Raw genomic sequence first — 23,424 nt, 5'->3', positions numbered from 1 at the left:
GGTCACGTCCTGCGTGACACGGCCCGCGGCTTGGTGTGTGGTGCCCGTTCTCCCAGGGGACCTCCGGGTGTCCGCTAGGCGGACTTCCGGCTGTCCCGAGGATGCACGGCGATGTTCATGGCGCCGGAGCGCAGGACCGCCAGCCTCTCGGCCAGCACCTCCTCCAGCTCCTCGCGGGTACGCCGCTCCATGAGCATGTCCCAGTGCGTCCTCGCCGGCTTGCCCTTCTTCTCTTCGGGGCCGTCCCCGTCCACCAGGAGTGCCTGGGCGCCGCACGCCTTGCACTCCCACTCCGGCGGAATTTCCGCCTCTACCGAGAACGGCATCTCAAAACGATGTCCGTTCTGGCATGCGTACTCCACCGCCTGGCGCGGGGCCAGATCGATGCCGCGGTCCGTCTCGTAGCTGGTCACCACGAGGCGCGTGCCGCGGAGAGCTCGCTCACTCATGAATCGTGCCTCCCGGGCTTGTCGCCCACAGGACAGGTGTCGCTGTCGTCGTCATCCGGTCAACGTCCGGTCGGCCGTAAAGATTCCCGTTCCGGGTCATGCGTCGCCCGTCGTGCCGCTGCTTTCCCATGGTTGGGGTACCCGCCAGTGACCGGTTTGTCACATCTGACAGAAAGTGTCACCCAGTGATTTCACTTCTCCCATGCGCAGTAACGGTCCGCCTGGCAGGCCAAACGCGTACACTACCGCCCTTTCACTTCGGCGTCTAAATCCGGTTCCGTGATCGGTATTCCCCCCGGTACCCGGTTCAGACTCCCCGGAGGCGGCTATGGCCGGCCGTCCGGCGCCGTAGGTGTCCCTTCCCGCCACCCGGCCGTCGGCCGGTCGAACCCGTGTGCCCGTTCTTCTCAGCGCCCGCCCGCCGGGGCGGTTCCCGTGACCGGTTCCGGGGTCCGCTCCGGAGCGGGTTCGGGTCCGGCCTGCCCCGGCGCCGTCTTGGGGCCGGGTACCGCGAAGATCCGAAGGAAGAACTGGGCGAGCGGGCCGATGGTCACCGCGTAGGCGAGGGTGCCGATGCCCACGGAGCCTCCGAGGATGAAGCCGGTGGCCACGACCGTCACCTCCAGTCCCGTCCGTACCAGGCGGATCGAGCGGCCGGTGAGCCGGTGGAGGCCCGTCATCAGGCCGTCGCGCGGGCCGGGGCCGAAACGCGCCGCGATATAGAGGCCGGTGGCGGCGCCGTTGAGGACGATGCCCGCGACCATCAGGGGGATCCGGGCCGCGAGGGTGTCCGGCGCCGGTATCAGCGCCATGGTGACGTCCATGGCCACGCCGATGACCAGCACGTTGGAGACCGTGCCGAGCCCCGGGCGCTGGCGCAGCGGGATCCACAGCAGCAGCACCACCGCGCCGAGGAGGGTGGCCACGACACCGATCGACAGCCCGGTCCGTTCGGAGAGTCCCTGGTGGAGCACGTTCCACGGTTCGAGCCCGAGGCCCGCGCGCAGCAGCAGGATCGAGCTGAAGCCGTAGAGCGCCAGACCCGTGTAGAGCTGGATCAGCCGCCGGGTGAGGTGCCGTGCGGGGGGTGCTGACGCGTCGGGCGCCGAGGGCGGGATGGACGGTGCGGACGGTATGGGCGGTACGGGCGGTGCGGACATGAAAGAGCCCCCTCTGGTGACGCTGGACTGGGTCATGCCACTCTGTGGCTATGGAACAGAAGGCAACCATGGCCAATTCCGGGAAGGTGGACTGATTTCCATGGCTCAGTGGACTTCGGCTGTGGGAGCCTCCCAGCTCGCCCGGCAGCTCAACGCCCAGCAGCCCCGTCCCGGTGGTGCCGGGACCCGTAAGCCGCCCGCCTACCGGGCGCTGGCCGACGGGGTCCGGCTGCTGGTGCTGGAGGGGCGGGTTCCGGTCGCGGCCCGGCTCCCCGCCGAGCGCGAGCTGGCCCTGGCGCTCTCGGTGAGCCGCACCACCGTCGCCGCCGCCTATGAGGCCCTGCGCGGCGAGGGTTTCCTGGAGTCACGGCGGGGAGCGGGCAGCTGGACCGCCGTCCCGGCCGGGAATCCGCTGCCCTCACGCGGCCTGGAACCGCTGCCGCCCGAGTCCGTCGGCTCCATGATCGATCTGGGGTGCGCCGCGCTGCCCGCGCCCGAACCCTGGCTGACCCGGGGGGTCCAGGGCGCCGTGGAGGAGCTGGCGCCCTACGCGCACACCCATGGCGACTACCCGGCCGGTATCCCCGTACTGCGGCAGATGCTCGCCGACCGCTACACCGCGCGCGGCATCCCCACCATGCCCGAACAGATCATGGTCACCACCGGGGCGATGGGCGCCATGGACGCCATCTGCCATCTCTTCGGCGGCCGTGGCGAACGGATCGCGGTCGAGTCCCCCTCGTACGCCAACATCCTCCAGCTGATGCGCGAGGCGGGCGCCCGGCTGGTGCCCGTGGCCATGGCGGAGGAGCTCGGCGGCTGGGACCTGCCGCGGTGGCGGCAGGTGCTGCGGGACGCGGCCCCGCGGCTCGCCTACGTGGTCGCCGACTTCCACAACCCGACCGGCGCGCTGGCCGACGAGGACCAGCGGCGCGGGCTCGTGGACGCGGCGCGCTCGGCGGGAACGGTCCTCGTCGTCGACGAGACCATGGCCGAACTCCACCTCGACAAGGAAGTGGACATGCCCCGGCCGGTCTGCGCCTTCGACCCGGCGGGCTCCACCGTGATCACCGTCGGCTCGGCGAGCAAGGCGTTCTGGGCCGGGATGCGGATCGGCTGGGTACGCGCCGCCCCCGACGTGATCCGTTCGCTGGTCGCCGCCCGCGCCTACGCCGACCTCGGCACCCCCGTCCTGGAACAGCTGGCGATCGACTGGCTGATGCGCACGGGAGGCTGGGACGAGGCGGTCGCGCACCGGCGCGCCCAGGCCAGGGAGAACCGGGACGCCCTGGTCAGCGCCGTCGGGCGGGAGCTGCCGGAGTGGGAATTCACCGTTCCGTCCGGCGGGCTCACGCTCTGGGTGCGCACCGGCGGTCTGTCGGGGTCCCGGCTGGCCGAGGTCGGCGAGCGGGTAGGCGTACGGGTGCCGTCGGGGCCGCGCTTCGGGGTGGACGGCGCGTTCGAGGGTTTCGTACGGCTGCCGTTCACGGTCGGGGGCCCGGTGGCGGACGAGGCGGCGGCCCGGCTGGCGGCGGCGGCCCGGCTGGTGGAGACGGGGGCGACCACGGGGGTGGAGGCGCCGAGGACGTTCGTCGCCTGAGGGCGGCGGGCGGAGCCGCCGGACCCGAGGGGTGGCGGGCTGGGGCCTGGCAGGTCGGGCCTGGCGGGCCGGGCCTGGTGGGTCGGCCGGTGGTCGGGCGATGGCGGTGCGCCGGGTCCGCTGGGTGCCGTGTTCCGTCCGCCGCGTACGGAGGGACCGCCGTGTGCCGGGGGCGCCGTGTTCCGTGTGCCCCGGACGTAGGGATCGCCGTGCGCCGGGGCCCCGCGTACGGACCGCCGTTCGCCGGGTCCGTGCGTCCGGGGCGGCGCCCCACCGGCGCTCGACGGTGCGGCCGTCAGGTCTCGGAGGGCGTCTTCTGGAGGGGTCGTTTGCGCGGAGTGCGGCGCTTGGGCGGGAACAGCGGCGCCCCGCCCTCCGTACGGTGATCCGGCAGCAGTTCCAGCACCGCGCGCCGTTCCGTCTCGCTGCCGCCCTCGTCGTCGTACGGATCGGGCGTGGCCGGGACCTGGAGCCGCAGCACCGGGCCCGCGCCCAGCCGGGCGTAACCGCGCCCCGGCGGCACCTCGGGCGCGGGCGTGGTGTGCGGGGCGGCACCCAGCACGGCCCGGATCTGCCCGGGGGAGCCCGGCCCCAGCACCACCCGGGCCCGGCTGTGCGCCCACACCACGTCGGGGAGCGTGTCCAGACTGGTGAACTGCTCGGCCACCACCACCGTGACCCGGGCCGCCCGGCCGTGCCGCAGCACCACGTCGAGCAGCCACAGTGGATCGTCCCGCCCGTCGGCGGTGGCCAGTTGCCCCAGCACGCTGGGGCGGTCCACCAGGAGCCACAGGGGCCGGTGCTCCTCACCCGGCCGCCGGGTCCGCTGCTCTGCCTCCGGTCGGACGCCGCCCAGGGCGTCCAGCCGGCGCTCGGTCTCCCGCGCCGCCCACTCCAGGGCGTCCCACGCGCCCTGGGCCGAGCTCTCCACGGCCAGCACTCCCACGCGCCCGGCCAGGGCGGCGTACTCGGCGCTGCCGCCGCCCGCCACGATCAGGACGTCGCCGTGCGGGAGTCCCTGGAGCGCGATCGAGCGGAGCAGGGTGGTGGTGCCGCTGCCGGGCTCACCGACCGCCAGCAGGTGCGGTTCGGTGGAGCGGGGCCCGGTGCGCCAGATGACCGGGGAGGCGTCTTTGACCTCCGTACCGTCGGCGACCGGCACGGTGCGCCGCACGGCTCCGGCGTCCGTGAAGCCGAGGACCGTCTCGCCGGGCGCCGCCACGAAACGCTGGGCGGCGATGGAGGTGGAGAGCGCGGGCACCACGCTGAGCACCAGTTCGTTGCCCTCCTCGTCCCAGTCGAAGCGGTACTCGCGGCCCCGGCCCGACTTGGCGTACAGCAGCCGCTCGACAGTGGCCCGCGACTCGGCCTCGCCGTCGGTGAAGTACGCCGGGTAGCGCACCCGCAGATCCGTCAGCCGCCCCTCGGTGTCGAACGCCTGGTCGCTGAAGGCCGCCGTCCAGCGGCCACCGTGCGCGAAGAGCGGAGCGGGATCCTCGGGCGCGGTGAAGTACGGGACGAGGGCCTCGTAGAGCGACTGGAGCCGGCGGTCCTGGTCCTCGGCCGCCTGGCTCGCGCCGGTCCGCGCGGCCGAGGGCACCCGTCCGCGCCAGGCGGCCGCGCCCATCGTCGAGACCAGGGCCAGCGGTGGCCCGTACGGGACGAGGACCACGGCCACGACGCCCGCCGCCAGCAGGAGGAGCGTCGGGCCGCGTCGCTCCCTGGGCGTGGTGGACCACTTACGGCGGGCATCGCCCGCCAGCAGCCGCAGACCACGGGAGACGGTGATCAGCGGGTGGAGCACGTCCGTGGCGCCGTCGGCGGCGGTGCGCGCGAGCTCCCTGCCCCGGGCGAGCCGCGCCCTTCCGCCGCTCAGGACGGATCGCCCCCGGTGGGGAGCTGACCGGCCGCCGGTGCGGGCGGACCGGCCGTGCGCCAGGGCGGACCGGCCCTGGGTCAGGAGGCGGGGAAGGGGGCTCCGGGCCACTGCGGTCTCCTCGTGGAGAAAGGAAGGCTGAACGGGCTGGGGGGAGTCGGGGGAGCGGAACGGGGGGCGTGGGGAGCGCCGGGGGCGGCGGCGGTCAGAACTTGATCCCGCCGAGCAGGCTGGCCAGGCTCTCGCTGCCCGCCGTGATGCTGGGGGCGATGGCCGTGCCCGCGAGGAAGAAACCGAAGAGGGCGGAGACGATGGCGTGCGACGCCTTCAGGCCGTCCTTGCGGAAGAACAGGAAGACGATGATCGCGAGCAGCACCACGCCTGACATGGAGAGGATCATGAGGTTCTCCTGGGTGAGGGGACAGTCACCTTGAGTCCTTCCAACCTCACAGGAAGTACCTATGCGATAAAAGGTGCGAACGGGTGAAAAATGCGGTATTTCACCGCAGTGGCGGACGGGATGTCCCCGCTCGACGGGCACACTGCGCGCCCGCACGGCAGAGTGCCCCCGGCCGGTCCGCCCTCGCCGCGTTCTCCATCCGGCCCGTCGTGGGCTCCCCGGGGCCTGCTGTCGGTTCCCCGGGGCCTGTCGCTGGTTCCGTCGCCGGTACTCGTTTCGGGCGCCGCGCGTCCTGCGCCGGTCCTCGCTCCGGGGTGCCGCCGGGTCGCGCTCGGCGCGGGTTCGGGGCCGGCTCGGCGCGGACGGGGTGCCGGACCGCTCGGCCGGCCACCCTCTGGGCGCGCGCCCCCGGCGTGCATCGCCGGAACTCCTCCTCCGCGCTGGTCAGCGGCGAGGGTGGCAGTAATCTGTCGGTTCACTCGCACGGTCGTTCCCGCCGTGCGCCCAGCTTCCCCGTCGTGACAGCCGTTGTGACAGTCGTCGTGACAGCCGTTGTGAAAGCCCGCAGAAATCCGCAGAAATCCGCAGAAAGGAGGTCTCCCATGAGTGAGACTCCGGATCCCGAGGTGATCCACCTCGCGACCAAGGTCTTCGACCTGGCCCGCCAGGGGGAGACCGAGGCCCTCGCCGCGTATGTCGACGCGGGGGTTCCAGCCAACCTCACCAATGACCGGGGTGACACGCTGGTGATGCTCGCCGCCTACCACGGGCACGCGGAGGCCGTCGCCGCGCTGCTGGAACGGGGCGCCGAGCCGGACCGCCCCAACGACCGGGGGCAGACCCCGCTGGCGGGCGCCGTCTTCAAGGGAGAGGACGCGGTGATCCGGGCCCTCCTGGACGGCGGGGCCGATCCGACCGCCGGAACCCCGTCCGCGGTGGATACCGCGCGCATGTTTGGGAAGACAGAGCTTCTGGAGCTGTTCGGCGAACGGTGAGCCCCATGGGGTCCTCGGTCCGTACGAACGGAACCGGGACCGGCAGCGCGCGCCGCAGCGGCGGGCGTGGACGGCCTCAGCGGGACGAGCACCGCAGTACCAGCAGTACCAGCAGGAGAAGCGGTATCAGCAGCACCAGCAGTACCAGCGGTACTGGTAGCGCCAGCGGTACCAGTGGAACACGCGGTATGCAGCACCAGCGGTACGAGTGGCATCAGCACCAACAGCACTCCCGGGGACGTCCCGGGGAGTTCCCGGGCGAGGGACCGGCGCCCCGGGGCGCTCCCCGTGCCGACCCCGGTCCCGGTCAGGCCCCGGCGGGCCCGGCAGGTGCCGTCACGGCCCGGCGGATCCCCGGAGGGGCACCCGCCGTTTTCCCGCGACGTCCCTGGCAGGCGCCCGGAAGGGGCGTCGTAAATGTGGTCGCGGTGGCGATATGGGTGGGTCATCATGACGACGGGCCCTGCCCCGGACATCACCGGGAATTCCCCCTGGGGCCACCGACGAGAGGCAGGAAGATGGTCAACACGGAGTGGAAGAAGCGGACGACGCGAATGGCGCGGACGAAGACGGGTCGCCCCACGTGGCGCAGCGCGGCCTAGACATCTTCTGTCCCCGGTTGCGTCGAGAGCTTGATGTGAGGCTTTCCCCATGTTCGATCCAGTCATAGCGCCGAGCGGCACGCTCCTCGGGCTGTTGCAGCGGGGCCGTGGTGACGGCACCCTGCACGCGCTCGCGGCTCCCCGTGCCGACGCGCTCGCCGCGCTCAACCACTGCGTGCTGAACGACCCCCGTCACGACTGGCAGGTCGAGAACCGCTCCCTGTACTACGCACGCCTGTATCTGGACCTCGACGGCGGTCTGGAGGAGATCCAGCGCCATCTGTACGACGCGGAGGACCACCTCGACACCGACGAGGTCAGAACCGGCCTCCCGCTCGCGGTGCTCGGCCATCTCGCGTCGTACGGCAGGACCGACGCCCTGACGCTGCTCCGCGGCTACGCCGCGACCGGCGCCAACTGGGCCTGGGCCCTGGACGAGCTGGCCCTGCGCGATGACGACGCGGGGCTGCGCGCCCTCGCCCCGCCGATCCTCGCGAGGTTCCCGGCGACGCCCGAGGGCGACGCCGAGCTCGCCACCACCGTGCGGGACGCCTTCGAGCCCCGCCCCTGGCGGCTGTGGGCCGACGATCCGCGCGCCTCGGTCGGCGCCAGGATCCGGGCGGCCCAGGAGGCCGGTTCCTTCGACCTCTGGCAGCGCCAGATGCGTCCGAGCGGCCCCCGGCCCGGCTGGAGCGTCCAGGCCGTCCTCGCCTGGGCGGAGGAGGGCCTGGGGCGCGGCACGCCGCTGCACGTCCCCGCCGCCCGGTGTCTCGCGGCGGTCGCGGGGCCCGAGGACCGGCCGGTGATCGTCGAGGCCGCCCGGGAGGGCACCGACGGCGCCCGCGGCGCCGCGCTGCACTACCTGGCCGACTCCCGGGACCCCGCCGTCCTCGATCTGATCGAGCGGGCCGTCTCCACCGGCCCGCGTACCGTCGCCGACGCCGCGATCTCGGCGTTCGAGCGGATGTGCGGCGATGAGGCCGTCGACCGGGCCCGGGGCTGGGTCCACCGGCCCGACGCGCTCGGCGCCTCCGCCGCCGGTGTGCTGGCCTGCCGGGGCACCGGCGCCGACGCCCGGTTCGTTCTCGGGGCGCTCCGGGAGACCGTGCGCGCCGATGGTCCGGACGCCCCCGGGCTCTGGGCCCTCGTGGACGGCACGGGCCGTCTCGGGATCGGGTGCGCCGCCCCCGTACTGCGCCATGTCTACCGCGAGACCGCCTCGTCCCGGCTCCGGGGCCACGCCGCCCGCGCGCTGGCCGCCACGGATCCCTCCTTCGCCACGGGCTTCGCTGTCGAGTGCCTCTGGGACTGTGAGGAGTCCACCCGGGAGGTCGGCGCGCGCCACGCGGAGACCGGAGACGCCCGGGTGGCGGAGCGGCTGCGCCGGCTCGCGGCGGATCCGGCCGAGGAGGCCGAGGTCCAGCTCGCGGTCCGCAGCCGGATGGGCGGTACGGACCAGCCCGCGCGCTGACGCGGGGCGGTGGGACCGTCCGCCTCCGCGTTCCGTGATGTGGGCGGGTCACCGTTCCCCTGCCGGCCGGTGAGTCGTTCCCGTACCGGCTGACCGGCTGACCGGCTGACCGGCTGACCGGCTGACCGGCTGACCGGCTGACCGGCTGACCGGCGACGGGGCGATCGGTCGGTCGGCTCGTCACTGACCGACCCGTGACGCGGCGGGGCCGACCGACCGGCCGGGTTCGGCCGTGCCCCGCCGGTCGGTCGGTCGGTCGGCCCCGTGGGCTCCTGCCCCGGACCCTCGTACCGGCTCCCGCCCCGGACCCTCGTACGGCTCGTACTGGCTCTCGTGCCGGGCGGTCCCGGGCGGTCCCGGGCGGTACGTACGACGGCCGCCGGATGCCGCCGTACCGCCGCGCGGGCGCGGGCGTGGGGCGCGGCGCGTTGCCAGAATGGGGGGATGGACCCGCGCTGGGAGTTCTGGATCGACCGCGGCGGAACCTTCACCGACATCGTCGGCAGACGCCCCGACGGACGGCTGGTCAGCGGAAAGCTGCTCTCGCACGATCCCGAGCGCTACCGGGACGCCGCCGTCGCGGGCATCCGGCGACTGCTCGGGCTCGCACCGGGGGAACGGGTGCCTCCGGAGCGGGTGGCCGCGGTCCGGATGGGCACCACCGTCGCCACCAACGCGCTGCTGGAGCGGCGCGGCGAGCCGACCGTCCTCGTCATCACCGAGGGCTTCGGCGACGCGCTGCGTATCGCCTACCAGAACCGGCCCCGGATCTTCGACCGGCGGATCGTGCTCCCCGAGACCGTCTACGAGCGGGTCGTGGAGGTCCCCGAACGCGTCGACGCGCACGGCGAGGTCGTCCGCCCGCTCGACCTCGACACCGTCACCGAGCGGCTGCGGGCCGCCCACGCCGACGGCTTCCGCGCCGCCGCCGTCGTCCTGGTGCACGGCTACCGCCGTCCCGACCACGAGACGCGGATCGCGGAGGCCGCCCGAGCGCTCGGCTTCACCCAGGTCAGCTGCTCCCATGAGGTCAGTCCGCTGATCCGGCTGGTGCCGCGCGGTGACACCACCGTCGTGGACGCCTATCTCTCCCCGGTACTCCGGCGGTACGCCGACGAGGTCGCCGCCGAACTCGACGGCCTGCGGCTGATGTTCATGCAGTCCAACGGCGGGCTGCGGGAGGCCGCCCATGTCCGGGGCAAGGACGCGGTGCTCTCCGGCCCGGCCGGGGGAGTCGTCGGTATGGCCCGTACGGCCGCGCTGGCCGGATATGACCGCGTCATCGGCTTCGACATGGGCGGCACCTCGACGGACGTCTCGCACTACGCGGGCGCGTTCGAACGCGAGCTGGGGACCCAGGTCGCCGGGGTGCGGATGAGCGCGCCCATGATGAGCGTCCACACCGTCGCCGCGGGCGGGGGTTCCGTGCTGCACTTCGACGGGCGGCGCTACCGGGTCGGCCCCGACTCGGCGGGCGCCCGGCCCGGCCCCGCCTGCTACCGCCGGGGCGGGCCGCTGACCGTCACCGACGCCAACGTGATGCTCGGACGGGTGCAGCCGGACCACTTCCCCGCCGTCTTCGGCCCGGACGGTGACCAGCCGCTCGACGCGCACGTGGTGCGAGAACGCTTCACCGCGCTCGCCGAGCGGGTGCGGCGCGAGACCGGCGTCACGCCCACACCCGAGGAGGTCGCCGCGGGGTTCCTGGAGATCGCCGTCCTCAATATGGCGAACGCGGTCAAGAAGATCTCCGTACAGCGCGGCCGTGACATCACCCGCTACGCCCTGAACTCCTTCGGCGGCGCCGGGGGACAGCACGCCTGTGCCGTCGCCGACGCGCTCGGCATGGACACCGTGATCGTGCCACCGCTGGCCGGGGTGCTCTCCGCGTACGGGATCGGGCTCGCCGACGCCACCGCGATGCGCGAACACGCGGTCGAGGAGGAACTCGGCGAGCGGAGCGTGGCACGGACGCGCGCCCTGTGTGCCGCGCTCGCCGAGCGCACCCGCGCCGAGCTGCGCGCCGACGGGGTGCCCGAGTCCGCGCTCTCCACCCGGGCGCGGGTGCTGATCCGCTACGCGGGGACCGACGCCGCCCTGCCCGTCGCCCTCGACTCGGCCGCCGCGATGCGGGACGCCTTCGAGGCCGACCATCGAGCCCGCTACGCCTTCACCATGGACAAACCGCTGGTCATCGAGGCGGTCTCGGTCGAGGCGACCGGGGCCGCGGGGGAGGTGGGGGCCGACCGCCCGGGGGGCCTGGCCGCCGTGGAGCCGGGCGGGACCGCGCCGGTACGGGTGCGGATGTTCGACGCCGAGGCCGGGACCCACCGTGATGTGCCCCTGTACCAGCGGTCCGTGCTGGGGCCGGGCGACACCGTGGCGGGACCGGCGGTCATCGCCGAGCCGGACGCGACGACCGTCGTCGATTCCGGATGGCGGGCCCGGGTCCATGAGCACGGGGCGCTGCTGCTGACCCGGGCGGCCCCCAGGACCGGGCGGACCGCCGTCGGCACCGGGGCGGATCCGGTGCTGCTGGAGGTCTTCAACAACCTCTTCATGTCGATCGCCGAGCAGATGGGCGTCCGGCTGGAGAACACCGCGCACTCCGTCAACATCAAGGAGCGGCTCGACTTCTCCTGCGCGCTCTTCGACCCCGAGGGGAATCTGATCGCCAACGCGCCCCATATCCCCGTCCATCTGGGCTCGATGGGGGAGTCGATCAAGGAGGTACTGCGGCGCGGTGGGGACGGGATCCGGCCCGGCGATGTCTACGCCATCAACGACCCGTATCACGGAGGCACCCATCTGCCCGATGTGACGGTCGTGACGCCGGTCTTCGGGGGTGGTGGTGGGGCGTGGGGCGGTGACGGGGTCGAGGGTGAGCGGGCTGGTGGCGAGGAGGCCGGTGAGGCTCATGGTGAGGGTGGCGCCTCCGCGAGGGGCGAGGCGGCTGGCGGCGAAGGCGCCCCTGAGCCGGGTGACGCGTCCGGCAGGGGCGGGGCCGGGCGGGGTGGGGTGAGGGGCAGGGGTGAGGCTGGCCGGGGTGGGGTGACGGGCCGGGGTGGGGTGACGGGCCGGAGTGAGACTGGGCGGGCCGGGGTGACAGGGCGGGGTGACGCGTCCGCGCGGAAGCTCCGTTTCCTGGTCGCCTCGCGGGGCCACCACGCCGAGATCGGCGGGATCACCCCCGGTTCGATGCCCGCCTTCAGCCGGACCATCGAGGAGGAGGGAGTCCTCTTCGACAACTGGCTCCTGGTCCGGGACGGACGGCTGCGCGAGCGGGAGACCCGGGAACTGCTGACCGGGGCCCGCCACCCCTCGCGCGCCCCCGACATCAACATCGCCGACCTCCGGGCCCAGATCGCCGCCAACGAGAGGGGCATCGAGGAACTCGGCCGCATGGTCGAGGAGTTCGGGCTCGATGTGGTCCATGCCTATATGCGCCATGTACGGGAGAACGCGGAGGAGTCCGTCCGCCGGGTCATCGCCCGGCTCCACGACGGCTCCTACCGCTATGAGACCGATGGCGGCGCGGTGATCCAGGTCGCCGTCCGGGTCGACCGGGCCCGTCGCGACGCCGTCCTCGACTTCACCGGGACCTCGGCGCTGCGGCCCGGCAACGACAACGCGCCGACCTCGGTGGTGCTCGCCGCCGTCCTCTATGTCTTCCGCACCCTGGTCGGTGCGGACATCCCCCTCAACAGTGGCTGTCTCGTCCCCCTGGAGGTGCGGGTGCCCGAGGGCTCCATGCTCGCGCCGACCCATCCCGCCGCGACGGTGGCGGGCAATGTCGAGACCTCCCAGGCCATCACCGGGGCGCTCTACGCGGCTCTGGGCGTCCAGGCCGAGGGCTCCGGCACGATGAACAACCTCACCTTCGGCAACGACCGGGTGCAGTACTACGAGACCATCGCCTCCGGCTCCGGCGCGGGTGCTGGCTTCGACGGCGCGGACGCCGTCCAGACCCATATGACCAACTCGCGACTGACCGACCCCGAGATCCTGGAGTGGCGGCTGCCGGTGCGAGTGGACTCCTTCTCGGTACGGGAGGGCAGCGGCGGCCGGGGGCGGTGGCACGGCGGTGACGGGGTGATCCGCAGGCTCCGCTTCCTGGAGCCGATGACGGTGACCCTGCTCACCGGACACCGCCGGATCGCCCCCTACGGACTGGCGGGCGGGGGCGAGGGCGCCCTCGGCGTGAACCGTGTGGAACGGGCGGACGGGACCGTGACCGAGCTGGCGGGCGTGGACTCGGTGCTGGTGGAACCGGGCGATGTGCTGGTGGTGGAGACACCCGGCGGCGGAGGGTACGGGGAGGAGTGAGCCCGGTGCGCGTGCCTGCCCCCCGGCCACGCGCCGCCGACATCCGCCCGCCGGTGAGCCACACCAGAACGCGCCGGGTGCGGCGCCAGGCACCGCCGGGCCACCACCGTACGGGGACAGGGCCGGGAGCGGCTCGGCCGGTCGGGACGGCCGGGCCGACCGGGATAACGGGGGTGGCTGAGGCGGCCGGGACAGTCGAGGCGGCTGGGATGGTCGGCGTGACGGGCGTGACGGGCGTGACGGGTGCGACCGGGGTGGCCCAGGCGCGAGGGGCAGTTGGGGCGGCCGTGACGGCCAGGGCGGCTGAGGCGGTCGGGAACTCACCGTACCGCCACGAAGCGGACCGGTGTCCCCGGCACTGTCTGTGCCGCCGCCGCCAGATCGCGCTCGTCGGCCACCGCCACCACCGGATAGCCGCCCGTGGTGGGATGGTCCGCGAGGAAGACCACGGGCAGACCGTCCGGGGGCACCTGCACCGCGCCCAGGACCATGCCCTCGCTGGCGAGTTCACCGCCCCGGGCCCGTTCCAGCGGGGGGCCGGAGAGCCGGAGCCCGATCCGGTTGCCGGCCGCCGAGGCCCGGTGGAGACCACGGGTCAGCGTCCGGAGCGCGCCCGGGGTGAACCAGTCGGCGCGCGGGCCGAACCGTATCCGGAGCACCAACTCGGCCGGAGGCGCGGGCCAGGGCGCCAGACCGTCCACGGCCCCGGCGACGGCGCCGCCGACCGGGCGTCCCAGCGGCAGCACCGCCCCGTCCACCAGCGGCGGCGGGCCGAGGCCCGACAGCAGATCGGTCGACCGGCTCCCGAGGACGGGCTCGACCGCGATCCCGCCGGAGAACGCGAGATAGCTCCGGACGCCCGCGGTGGCGCGGCCCGCTTCGAGCAGCGCCCCCGCCGCCACCCGTACCGGGGCGCCGAAGGCCACCGGACGTCCGTCGACCGTCACCGGGCAGGGCGCTCCACCGACGGCGACGGTCACCGCGCGGCGCGGGCGGACCGCGCAGCCGGTGAGTGTGGTCTCCAGTACCGCCGCGTCCCCGGCGTTGCCCACCAGCCGGTTGACGAACGCGGCGGCGCCCGGATCGAGCGCCCCCGAGCGGGGCACCCCCAGATGGGCGTGGCCGGGCCGCCCGGTGTCCTGCACGGTCGTCAGCGCCCCGGCCCGGACGACGGCGAGGGCTCGGTCCGTCATCGCCCCTCCGGTACGAACCGCACCCGGGTGCCCGGCGCCAGCAGCGCGGCGGGCTCGCGTCGCGGATCCCACAGCTCCAGTTCCGTGCGGCCGATCAACTGCCAGCCTCCTGGGGACGAACGGGGATAGATCCCGGTGTACGGACCGGCGAGCCCGAGCGAGCCCGGGGGCACCGCCGTGCGCGGAGTCGCCCGCCGGGGCACCCGATACCGCTCGGGCAGCCCCGTGAGATAGCCGAACCCCGGCGCGAAGCCGCAGAAGGCGACCCGGAACTCGGCCGCCGAATGGATCGCCGCCACCTCCTCCTGTGTGACCTCCCAGAGCGCGGCGACCTCCGCCAGATCCGGTCCGTCATAGCGCACTGGTATGTCGATGACCGCCTCCGGCCGCGCGGTCAGCGGCGGAACGACCCACTCCAGCACCTCGCGGGCGAACCGGCCGGGGTCGTCGAGCCCATCGAGCAGTACCGTGCGCGCGGCGGGCACGATCTCCCGCACCGGAGGCAGTGCCCCCGCCGCCCGTCGCCGCATGAGTTCGGCGTGGAGCGCCCCGGCCTCCTCCGCGTCCGCCAGTTCGATCAGCAGGGCCCGGTCACCGACCGGCAGCGACCTCATACGAACGACTCCACCCGTACACCCACCGTCTCCAGCCGCTCCCGTACCCGCCGGGCGAGCGCCACCGCGCCCGGTGTATCGCCGTGGAGACAGAGCGAGCGTGCTCGCACCGGCACCGACCGTCCACCGTGGGAAGTGACGACACCGAAGCGGGCCATGCTGATGGACCGCTCCACCACCGCCGTCTCGTCGGTGATCACCGCCCCCTCCTGTCCCCGGGGCACCAGCGTGCCCTCGGGGGTGTAGGCGCGGTCCGCGAACGCCTCGGTGATCACGGGTAGTCCGGCCTTCTCGGCGAGCGCGTGCAGGATCGAGCCGGGCAGCCCCAGCAGTGGCAGCCGCTCCCCGGAGAGCAGCACCCCCTCGACCACGGCCGCCGCCTGCTCCTCGTCATGGACGACCCGGTTGTAGAGCGCGCCATGGGGCTTGACATAGGAGACCCGCGAACCGGCGGCGCGCGCGAAGATCTCCAGTGCCCCTATCTGATAGGCGATCTCGGCGGCCAGCTCCGCCGCCGGTACCTCCATCGAGCGCCGCCCGAACCCAGCGAGATCGCGGTACGAGACCTGTGCGCCGATCCGTACCGAGCGCTCGGCCGCGAGGCGGCAGACCCGGCGCATGGTCGGGGCGTCGCCCGCGTGGAAGCCGCAGGCGACATTGGCGCTGGTGATGACCGAGAGCAGTTGCTCGTCATCCGTCAGCCTCCAGCGGCCGAAGCCCTCGCCGAGATCGGCGTTGAGGTCGATGGACGCCCAGGTCATACGGTCCTCCCCGTTGTCGTGCCGTGCCGTGCCATGTGATGTGGTGCCGTGCCGTGCCGTTCAGGCCGTGCGAGCCGTGCGAGCCGTGCGGGCCGGCACGGCCATCCGTATGCGGTCGTGCTCGTCAGGGGTGTCGCCGGGGACACCCCCGATGACCGTCGGCCCCGGCGCGCCCGGGAGGGCGGACGGTGGCCGGGACGCCGTCGCCATCGGGGGAGAGGCCACCCCGCGGACCCGCGCCGCCGATCGGCCACCGCGCGCGGCGGCCACCATGACCGCCCACCGCCGGTCGCGTGCCCGTGCCTGTGGGCGCGAGTGTGAGCGTGGGCGTGCCTGCGATCTGTCCGTCGTGTGGTTCACACCAACTCCTTGCCCCGAGTCTCCGGAAGACCGGCGAGCGCCACCACGGCGAGACCGTAACCCACGGCACCGAGCGCCAGCGCGCCCCCGACGCCCCAGCTGTCGGAGAGGAAGCCGACGAGGGTCGGCAGGAACGCTCCCACCGCGCGCCCGCTGTTGTAGGTGAAGCCCTGGCCGGTCCCCCGGACCTCCGTCGGATACAGCTCGCTGAGGAACGAACCGAAACCACTGAAGATGGCGGACATACAGAACCCCAGAGGGAAACCGAGCACCAGCAGCAGCTCGTTGGCCCCCTCGGGTATCTGGGTGTACGCGAGCACCCCGAGGGCCGAGAGCACCGCGAAGAGCATGATGTTCCGCTTGCGGCCGATGCGGTCGGTGAGATACCCGCCGGTGAGATAGCCGATGAAGGCGCCGGATATGAGGAGGGCCAGATAGCCGCCGGTGCCGACCACGGTCAGTCCGCGCTCGGTCTTGAGATAGGTCGGCACCCAGGTCGCCAGCGTGTAGTAGCCGCCCTGGACCCCGGTGGACAGCAGGGTCGCGAAGAGCGTGGCCCGCAGCAGCCGCCCACGGAAGATCGTGGCGAAGGAGCCGCGCCGGGTGCTCGCCGCGCGCTGGGCCGCGGCGGCGGGGGCGTCGGTGACATGGCGCCGTACATAGACCAGCAGCAGCGCGGGGAGCGCGCCGGTCCAGAACATCACCCGCCAGGCGATGTCGTCGTCGAGGAACGCGAAGACCAGGGTGTAGACGAGGACGGCGAGGCCCCAGCCCGCCGCCCACGCGCTCTGCACCGCTCCCAGGGTGCGCCCCCGGTGCTTCGCCGTCGCGTACTCCGCGACCAGGATCGCGCCGACCGCCCACTCACCGCCGAACCCCAGGCCCTGGAGCGCCCGGAAGAGCATCAGCGTCTCGTAGTTCGGTGCGAAGCCGCAGGCCACGGTGAAGACGGCATACGTGGCCACCGTGACCATCAGCGCCTTCACCCGGCCGATCCGGTCGGCGAGGATCCCGGCGAGTGCGCCGCCGAGCGCCGAGACCACCAGCGTGACGGTGGTCAGCAGCCCGGTCTGTCCGTTGTCCAGGCTGAAGTACGCCGAGATCGCCACCATGCTCAGCGGCAGCGTGAAGTAGTCGTACGAGTCGAGGGCGTAGCCCCCGAAGGCGCCGCCGAAGGCCCGGCGGCCCCGGGGGCCGAGCATCCGCAGCCAGGAGAGCGGGCCGTCCGAGGGGGGACCGGACCGATGGTGCTCCGTCTGGGTCGTACTCATCCGCACCTCACAGAAGGGGAGATGGAGCGGCCGACATACGCGATGCTGCCACCGTAGAGGATTGTTGAACAATCCGACAAGGGGTTTGTGGGCTCGTCCTCTCTCCAACTGCCCTGCTTCTACGATGGGGACCGGGCGTCGGCCGAGGTGGACGACGCGGACGAGAGAGGGGCGCCGTGGCGACGACGGAGCCAGACATCCAGCGGACCGCGGGGGCGGCGGCGTCCGACACGCTCGGCGAACTCGCCGCGGACCGGGCGCTGCTGGGCCGCACCAGCACGGCGGAGCGGGTCGCGGACATCCTGCGCACCCGGATCGCCGAAGGGTTCTTCCGGCCGGGGGAGCGCCTCTCCGAGGAGAACATCGGCAAGGCGTTGGGCGTCTCCCGCAACACGCTGCGCGAGGCGTTCCGGCTGCTGACCCATGAGCGGCTGCTCGTCCACCGGCTCAACCGGGGTGTCTTCGTCCGGATGCTCGCGGTCCAGGACGTCATCGACATCTACCGCACCCGGCAACTGGTCGAGTGCGCCGTCCTGCACGATCTCGGCGACCCTCCGTACACCCTCGACCTCCTCGACGAGGCGGTCGGCGGCGGCGAGCGCTCCGCGCGGGAGCGGGACTGGCGGGGCGTCTCCACCGCCAATATCCACTTCCACCGCGAACTGGTGGCCCTCGCGGGCAGCGCCCGCACCGACGAACTCATGCGCAGCGTCCTGGCCGAACTCAGGCTCGCGTTCCATGTCGTGGCGGACCCCCAGGCGCTGCACCAGCCCTTCCTCGTACGCAACCGGGGCATCCTCGAAGCCCTGCGCTCGGGCGACCGTACGGAGGCGGAGCGGCTGCTCGCGGAGTACCTCGCGGACTCACGGACGACGGTGGTGGAGACCTACGCGCGGGTGGTGGCGGAGGAGCGGTAGGGCGGGTGCCCGCCGGGCGGCACGGGTCGGGAGCGTGTCGCGCGGGCCGGGGTGACGGTCCGGCGGGGGCTCCGGCGCGCGGGCCGGACCGACGGGGCCGCACCGCGGCTCCGGTGCGCGGGCCGGAGCGACGAGGGCCCGGGCCGCGCGCCGTGCTCCTCCGCGGCTTCGGTGAACCCGCGCCCGGAGGTCAGGTGCCGCGGGAGGGGCCCCGCGTCGGCCCAGCGGCGCCGACGGTGTACGGAAAACCCCCAAGGTGCTGGTTTTCTGCTGTTTCGCATAGTTCATCCGGATGATCCGTCCGGCGGCGTCGCGGGTCCCACCAGGGCGGCGAGGACACCGTCCCGGGGTCGTCGGCCCGCCCGGCGGAACGCGACGCTCCACGGGGACGTGCCTCCTCGCCCCTTGCCCGTCGCCCGTCGCCCGTCGCCCCGGCGGCCCGGTGCGACAGGTGCGTGGGCGCGGGTCAGGCGGTGGCGAGTCCGTCGGAACGTCGAACGGGCGCGGACCACCGGGGGTTGGGACCGCTGGGCCGCCGTGACTCCGGGCCCGCCCGGGGACGCCGGGAGAACGGGTCCGGCGGGGCGCCTCCGCGCCGTTTCGACCGTTGTCAGTGCGAGGACCTAATCTGTGCAGCGTGACTTCGCCTGCCTCGACGGAACCCGTTCCGCCCCAGCTCAGCGCGGGGCCGCGCCCCGCGCAGGGCCCGGCCGCCGACGAGGGGCTGGCGCGGCGGCTGCGCGCGCTCGCCTGCACCGCGCCGCTGCACGACCTCGACGCGCGCAAGGCGAACCTCGCGGGTGAGTACACGGTGTACGCGATGGCGGAGGTGGCCCTCGCCGCCATCGACCTCGTCACCCTGCACATGGACTTCGACACCGGCGCCGACGCCGACCAGATCGTCGCCCGGCTGCTCCCCCGGATCGCCGCCCAGGCACCTGCGCGCCCCGCCGCGGAGCACGAGCGGGTCGCCCGCTGGGTGCTGGAGAACCTGATCAACGTCGGCAGCGTGGACCGGGGCTTCCGCGCCGTCTACGGCACCTTCGGCGCCGACGGTGTCTACCTCCGCCGTGACTACGACTTCAAGCTGATCGAGGAGGTCGCGGGCCACGGCGGCATGGTCTATCTGCGGACCACGGACGAGGCGGTCAACGTCCTCGTCGGCGCCCTCGACACGGACGTCACCAGCGCGCAGATCGCGGCCGAGGTGAAGCTGGAGGTCCTCATCAGCCGGGGCAGGCTCGCCGACGCCCAGCTCGCCGCCGAGCAGGCCCGTTACCGCACGGTGCAGTACGCGGAGACCCTCCGCCGCACCCTGGAGGCCACCCGGCGCAACGTCCGTGCCGTCGACTGGCTCAACACCGTGCCCGACATGATCGCCGAGGCGCTCGACCACATCGCCGACCGCTACCGCCATGAGAACGCGATCCTCACGAACATCCGCAAGGCACGGGACGAGGCGGAGACCGGCTCCGACCCGAAGACCGCCGAGCACAAGCGCCGCGCCGCCGAACTGGTCGACATCGTCAAGGACTGCATCCGCCGCCACACCCAGCTCCAGTCCCGGCTGCTGGAGGCCGGTCCCCTCTTCCGGGCCGAGCAGGACCGCCAGGCCTTCGCCCGGCCCACCCTCCACACCGGTCTCGACCTCTATGGGCAGCTCGTGGCCCCCGTGCTGACACTGCCGCTGGAGTCGGCCGTCCGGGTCACCGACGCGTTCTTCGCCCGGGGCACGGGACCCCGTACGCCGACCGCCGTCCGCGTTGGCGACCTGGTCGATCTGCTGCTGACGCCCCCGGTGGAACGGGAGCACCTGGGCGCCGAGATGCCCGAGCCCGATCTGATCGCCACTCCCGACGACAGCCGGTTCAGCGAGGAGCAGCTCGCCAGCGCCATGGAGCTGCTCGACCTGGAGCACGACGCGCCCCGCCGTCTCTCCGGCCTGCTCGCGGAGGCCCGTCGTCGCGACCCCGATCTGCCCTATCTGGTCGCCCTCCTCGCCATCCACGCGGCGAGCCCTCCCGTCGGCACCGCCTACCGCCAGGGCGAGGAGCGCCTGCTGTTCGCGGTCGACGACGGCACTCGGCTGGACGATCCGGAGTTCGGTGGCGCGGACCTCATCGTGGGCATGGCCCTCCTCGACGCCGCGGGCATGGCGGCGGACCGTACGGAGGCGGCGTGAACCGTTCTCGTTGTCCACGGTCCGCTGGGGTGCTGACCCGTTCCCGTCCCGCACCGCCCATGGTGTCCCTGTCGTCTCGCGCGCCGTCCGTGGCGGCGGCCGTGGTGACCCGATCCCGCCCGCCATCGTCTACCGGCGTTCCCGGGGCCATCCGTTCCCCCCGGGTGCGGCCCTCGGCTGGTCCGGGCGCCGGGCGCCGATCCCGGTGGGCGCGGACGGCTCGTGCCTCCGCCGGGTTCCGCCCGCTCCGGGTGCGGTCGGCCCTGGTCCCCGCCGTGGTCCGTTCCCGCCGTGCCGCACGCGCGGGTGATTCCACCGGCCGCCCGGTCCGTCCTGTGCGACCCGGGGCCGCCCCGGCCCACGCCCGGACGCGGTACGACAGATGGGTACGGGTGGTCTCCGCCGCGATCCGCCCCCGCCCGGGGCGGCCACGGCCCGCGTCCGGTGGGCGCGCCCTCACCTCCGTACCACCGTTCCCCCCGTCATCGACCGACCCCACCCACCGCACTGCCCGCACCGCGCCAGAGGAGACCACCCCGTGACCGAGTACCACGCCGAGCCGGATGTCTGGCGTGAGCCGGTCGCGGGGGAGTCGGCCGGGGTGCCGGGCGGCCCCGGACCGGCGGCCGACGGCACGGACGGGGGAGGGCGGATCACCCCCGCCGACGCGGCCGACGCCGCCCGCCTGGTCGCCTTCGGGCTCCAGCCCAAGCTGCTCCCCGCCCGTGACGCCGAGTACACCGAACTGCTGCGCCGCTATCGCGAGGACGGCGCGTTCTCCCGGCTCGCCGACGCCGTCGCCACCGGGCTCGCACTGATCGTGCTGGAGGTCTCGCCCCGGGCGGGCATGGCGCTCGCGGCGGCGGAGGACTCCGTGTTCGCCGTCCGTATGGGCGACTACGCGCGCCGCGCCTCCTCCGACACGGGCGACCGCTTTCTGCACGGCCTCTCCCACCTCGCGGTGGCCACCATGGCCTTCCCCCGCCCCGAGGACCTCGCCGACGACGGCTACATCGGCCGTGTCACGGTCAACGGGGTCGACGCCTTCGTCCGCCAGGCCTGCCACCGGCTCGACGAGCGCGCCGAACGCGACGGGGAGAACACCGACCCGGCGACCGACGCCCCCGGCCTGGAGGCCGCCTGGCGCACCTACACACGGCGCAGCGCCACCGGCGCCACCAAGGACGCGCGGCGGCTCGCCAGATCGACCACCGGCATCATCGCCAAGGCAGTCGCCTTCCTCGCCGACTCCGGCTTCCTCCAGCGGACCGGTGACGACGCGGGCGGCACCTACCGCACCACGGCCCGCTACCAGCTCCAAGTCCGCGACATGGCGGGCAGCGCCGCCATGACCGAACTGCTCGACCTCGGTGTCGTCCCAGTCAGCGACGGCGGCGCCACCTTGGTACCGCCTCCCGAGGGCGACGACCTGGAGCTGGCCGCCGACGCCGGGCTGTCGTTCCACGGGTGAGCGGCCACCCGCCTCCGTAACCCGTGGCCGCCGCCCGCAAACAGCAGCCCCTCCGTTCCGTTTCGCCAGCGTCCGACGCGTCATCAGACCCCACCCACGAGAGTCCGCCGCCATGTACGAGCTGTCCCGCGTTCGCCTCTACTCCATCGGGCCCGCCGGTGCGCGCTACGCCGACACCGTGCTGGATCTGCGGGGGGTCGGCGAGCCGGTGCCCCATCCCGCCCCCATCCAGGCGGAGTTCTTCGAGGACGAGCCCGTCGGACCGGCCCGGCGCCCGGCCCCGGCCGGTGTGCTCTTCCTGGAGAACGGCGGCGGCAAGTCGGTTCTGCTGAAGCTGATCTTCTCCGTGATGCTGCCCGGCCACCGCAACACCCTCGGCGGCGCCAGCTCCGGTGTGCTGCGCAAGTTCCTCCTCGCCGACGACTGCGGACATGTCGCGCTGGAGTGGCAGCACACGCTCACCGGTGAACTGATCGTCGTCGGCAAGGTCAGCGAGTGGCGGGGCCGCCAGGTCTCCAACGATCCCCGGAAGTTCGCCGAGGCGTGGTACTCCTTCCGGCCCGGCCCCGGACTCAGCCTGGACTCCCTGCCGGTCGCCGAGGCCACCTCCGTCAGCCCGGCGGCCGAAGGCGCCTCCGGCGCGCGCGGACGGCGCAGGACGATGAAGGGCTTCCGCGACGCCCTGACCGAGGCGGCCAAGTTCTATCCGCATCTGGAGGTCGTCTGGGAGGAGATCCACGACCGCTGGAACGAGCACCTCGGCGAGCTGGGCCTGGACCCCGAACTCTTCCGCTACCAGCGCGAGATGAACGCCGACGAGGGCGAGGCCGCCGGTCTCTTCGCGGTGAAGAAGGACTCCGACTTCACCGACCTCCTGCTGCGGGCCGTCACGGACACCCGTGACACCGACGGGCTCGCGGACCTCGTCTCCAGCTTCGGCAACAAGCTCGGACGCCGCGCCGAACTCACCGCCGAGCGTGACTTCACCGCCGGCTCCGTCGATCTCCTCAACCGGATCGTGGAGGCCGCCGACGCCCGTACCCAGGCCCGTGAGATCCACGCGGGAGCCGAGCGCCGTACCCGCGGGCTCGCCCATCGCCTCTCCGCGCGTGCCGCCGGGGAACGCGCCCGTACGGCGGAGCTGGCCCAGCAGGTGACGGCGGCGGCGCACACCGTCACCGAGGCGGAGCGCACCCGCGCCCACAGCTCCCTGATCGCGGCCGAGCTGGCCTACCGGCACGCCTCCCTGGCGCTGACCGCCGCCGAGAAGAGCGCCGCCGCCCAGCGCCGTGAACTGACCGATGCCCGCACTCTGCACTCCGCCTGGCAGGCGGCGGAGGCGGTGCTCCGCCACCGTGCCGCCGCCGACCGCTCCGCGCGGGTCGCCGCCGCGATCCGGGAGGCCGAGCGGGACGCCGCCCCGGCGCTCGCGGCCCGCGCCACGGCCGCCGCCGACCTTGTCCGCGCCCTGCACACGGCGGCCGAGGGCGGCGAGCGGGTCGCCAACGAGGAGGAGGAGCGGTCCGCCGCCCTCCAGGACGTGGCCGAGACCTCCCACCGTGACGCGACCGCCGCCGCGACCGAGGCCCAGCGCGCCCGGAGCGAGATCGGTCACCTCCGTCAGCGTCTCGCCGAGGTCGAACAGGAGACAGCCGAGGCGGTACGGGCGGGCTGGCTCGACGACAGCGCACCCGACGCCGATCCGGCCCGGGCGGCGCTCGCGGCGAGCGACGCCGAGAAGACGGCGGTCGCCAGCTGGGACACCGCCCGTGAGAC

General features: G+C 73.7%; 15 protein-coding genes and 1 pseudogene. 8 read left to right on the top strand and 8 right to left on the bottom strand.

Annotation, left to right across the window (positions count from 1 at the left end; genetic code table 11):
* Nucleotides 1-74: 74 nt before the first annotated feature.
* Both ACFVIM_RS16805 and ACFVIM_RS16800 read right to left on the bottom strand, forming a co-directional pair.
* Nucleotides 75-449: an RNA polymerase-binding protein RbpA gene (locus ACFVIM_RS16805; protein ID WP_003959706.1), complete on the bottom strand. Its 375-nt coding sequence runs from the start codon at nt 447-449 to the stop codon at nt 75-77.
* Nucleotides 450-856: 407 nt separating this feature from the next.
* Nucleotides 857-1,609: a YitT family protein gene (locus ACFVIM_RS16800; RefSeq protein ID WP_384301760.1), complete on the bottom strand. Its 753-nt coding sequence runs from the start codon at nt 1,607-1,609 to the stop codon at nt 857-859.
* Between the two features lie 100 nt (nt 1,610-1,709).
* On the opposite strand from ACFVIM_RS16800, the gene ACFVIM_RS16795 reads away from it, so the two are divergent.
* Complete coding sequence (locus ACFVIM_RS16795; RefSeq protein WP_384301759.1) at nt 1,710-3,209, top strand: PLP-dependent aminotransferase family protein; 1,500 nt, start codon at nt 1,710-1,712, stop codon at nt 3,207-3,209.
* Nucleotides 3,210-3,504: 295 nt separating this feature from the next.
* On the opposite strand, the gene ACFVIM_RS16790 is transcribed toward ACFVIM_RS16795, so the two are convergent.
* Nucleotides 3,505-5,148: a hypothetical protein gene (locus ACFVIM_RS16790; RefSeq protein WP_384301762.1), complete on the bottom strand. Its 1,644-nt coding sequence runs from the start codon at nt 5,146-5,148 to the stop codon at nt 3,505-3,507.
* Nucleotides 5,149-5,290: 142 nt separating this feature from the next.
* Complete coding sequence (locus tag ACFVIM_RS16785) at nt 5,291-5,485, bottom strand: hypothetical protein (RefSeq protein WP_384301757.1); 195 nt, start codon at nt 5,483-5,485, stop codon at nt 5,291-5,293.
* 602 nt (nt 5,486-6,087) lie between these two features.
* Here ACFVIM_RS16785 and ACFVIM_RS16780 point away from each other — a divergent pair.
* From ACFVIM_RS16780 to ACFVIM_RS16770, 3 genes are all read left to right on the top strand, one after another.
* Nucleotides 6,088-6,480, top strand: a complete 393-nt coding sequence (locus ACFVIM_RS16780; RefSeq protein ID WP_384301755.1) for an ankyrin repeat domain-containing protein — start codon at nt 6,088-6,090, stop codon at nt 6,478-6,480.
* A 651-nt stretch (nt 6,481-7,131) separates the two neighbouring features.
* Nucleotides 7,132-8,553 carry a HEAT repeat domain-containing protein gene (locus tag ACFVIM_RS16775; RefSeq protein ID WP_384301753.1) on the top strand — a complete coding sequence of 474 codons (1,422 nt, stop codon included), beginning with the start codon at nt 7,132-7,134 and terminating at the stop codon, nt 8,551-8,553.
* A 444-nt stretch (nt 8,554-8,997) separates the two neighbouring features.
* The gene (locus tag ACFVIM_RS16770) at nt 8,998-12,879 is read left to right on the top strand and encodes a hydantoinase B/oxoprolinase family protein (protein WP_384301751.1); all 3,882 of its coding nucleotides are present in this window, start codon (nt 8,998-9,000) and stop codon (nt 12,877-12,879) included.
* A gap of 320 nt (nt 12,880-13,199) precedes the next feature.
* Here ACFVIM_RS16770 and ACFVIM_RS16765 read toward each other — a convergent pair whose 3' ends face one another.
* The 4 genes from ACFVIM_RS16765 to ACFVIM_RS16750 form a co-directional block, all read right to left on the bottom strand.
* Complete coding sequence (locus ACFVIM_RS16765) at nt 13,200-14,072, bottom strand: biotin-dependent carboxyltransferase family protein (RefSeq protein ID WP_384301749.1); 873 nt, start codon at nt 14,070-14,072, stop codon at nt 13,200-13,202.
* A complete protein-coding gene (gene pxpB, locus ACFVIM_RS16760) occupies nt 14,069-14,686 on the bottom strand; it encodes a 5-oxoprolinase subunit PxpB (protein ID WP_384301747.1) in 618 nt (205 codons plus the stop codon). Before pxpB ends, ACFVIM_RS16765 begins: the two co-directional genes overlap by 4 nt.
* Nucleotides 14,683-15,447, bottom strand: coding sequence for a LamB/YcsF family protein (locus ACFVIM_RS16755; protein WP_384301745.1), 765 nt, complete (start codon nt 15,445-15,447; stop codon nt 14,683-14,685). The genes pxpB and ACFVIM_RS16755 overlap by 4 nt, the downstream gene beginning before the upstream one ends.
* 356 nt (nt 15,448-15,803) lie before the next feature.
* Nucleotides 15,804-17,078: an MFS transporter gene (locus tag ACFVIM_RS16750; protein WP_384301744.1), complete on the bottom strand. Its 1,275-nt coding sequence runs from the start codon at nt 17,076-17,078 to the stop codon at nt 15,804-15,806.
* 176 nt (nt 17,079-17,254) lie between these two features.
* Between ACFVIM_RS16750 and ACFVIM_RS16745 the strand changes: the two genes are divergently transcribed.
* The 4 genes and pseudogenes from ACFVIM_RS16745 to ACFVIM_RS16730 form a co-directional block, all read left to right on the top strand.
* A complete protein-coding gene (locus ACFVIM_RS16745) occupies nt 17,255-17,995 on the top strand; it encodes a GntR family transcriptional regulator (RefSeq protein ID WP_384301742.1) in 741 nt (246 codons plus the stop codon).
* A 637-nt stretch (nt 17,996-18,632) separates the two neighbouring features.
* Nucleotides 18,633-20,177: a hypothetical protein gene (locus ACFVIM_RS16740; protein WP_384301740.1), complete on the top strand. Its 1,545-nt coding sequence runs from the start codon at nt 18,633-18,635 to the stop codon at nt 20,175-20,177.
* A 538-nt stretch (nt 20,178-20,715) separates the two neighbouring features.
* The gene (locus tag ACFVIM_RS16735) at nt 20,716-21,648 is read left to right on the top strand and encodes a hypothetical protein (RefSeq protein WP_384301739.1); all 933 of its coding nucleotides are present in this window, start codon (nt 20,716-20,718) and stop codon (nt 21,646-21,648) included.
* A gap of 112 nt (nt 21,649-21,760) precedes the next feature.
* Nucleotides 21,761-23,424, top strand: a pseudogene (locus ACFVIM_RS16730) (hypothetical protein); the annotation flags it as partial.

Origin of the sequence: Streptomyces sp. NPDC057638, from assembly GCF_042800315.1 — a bacterium.
Classification (GTDB): Bacteria; Actinomycetota; Actinomycetes; order Streptomycetales; family Streptomycetaceae; genus Streptomyces.
Note: the sequence above shows the minus strand (reverse complement) of the source record. Positions and strands in the feature narration are given on the sequence as shown.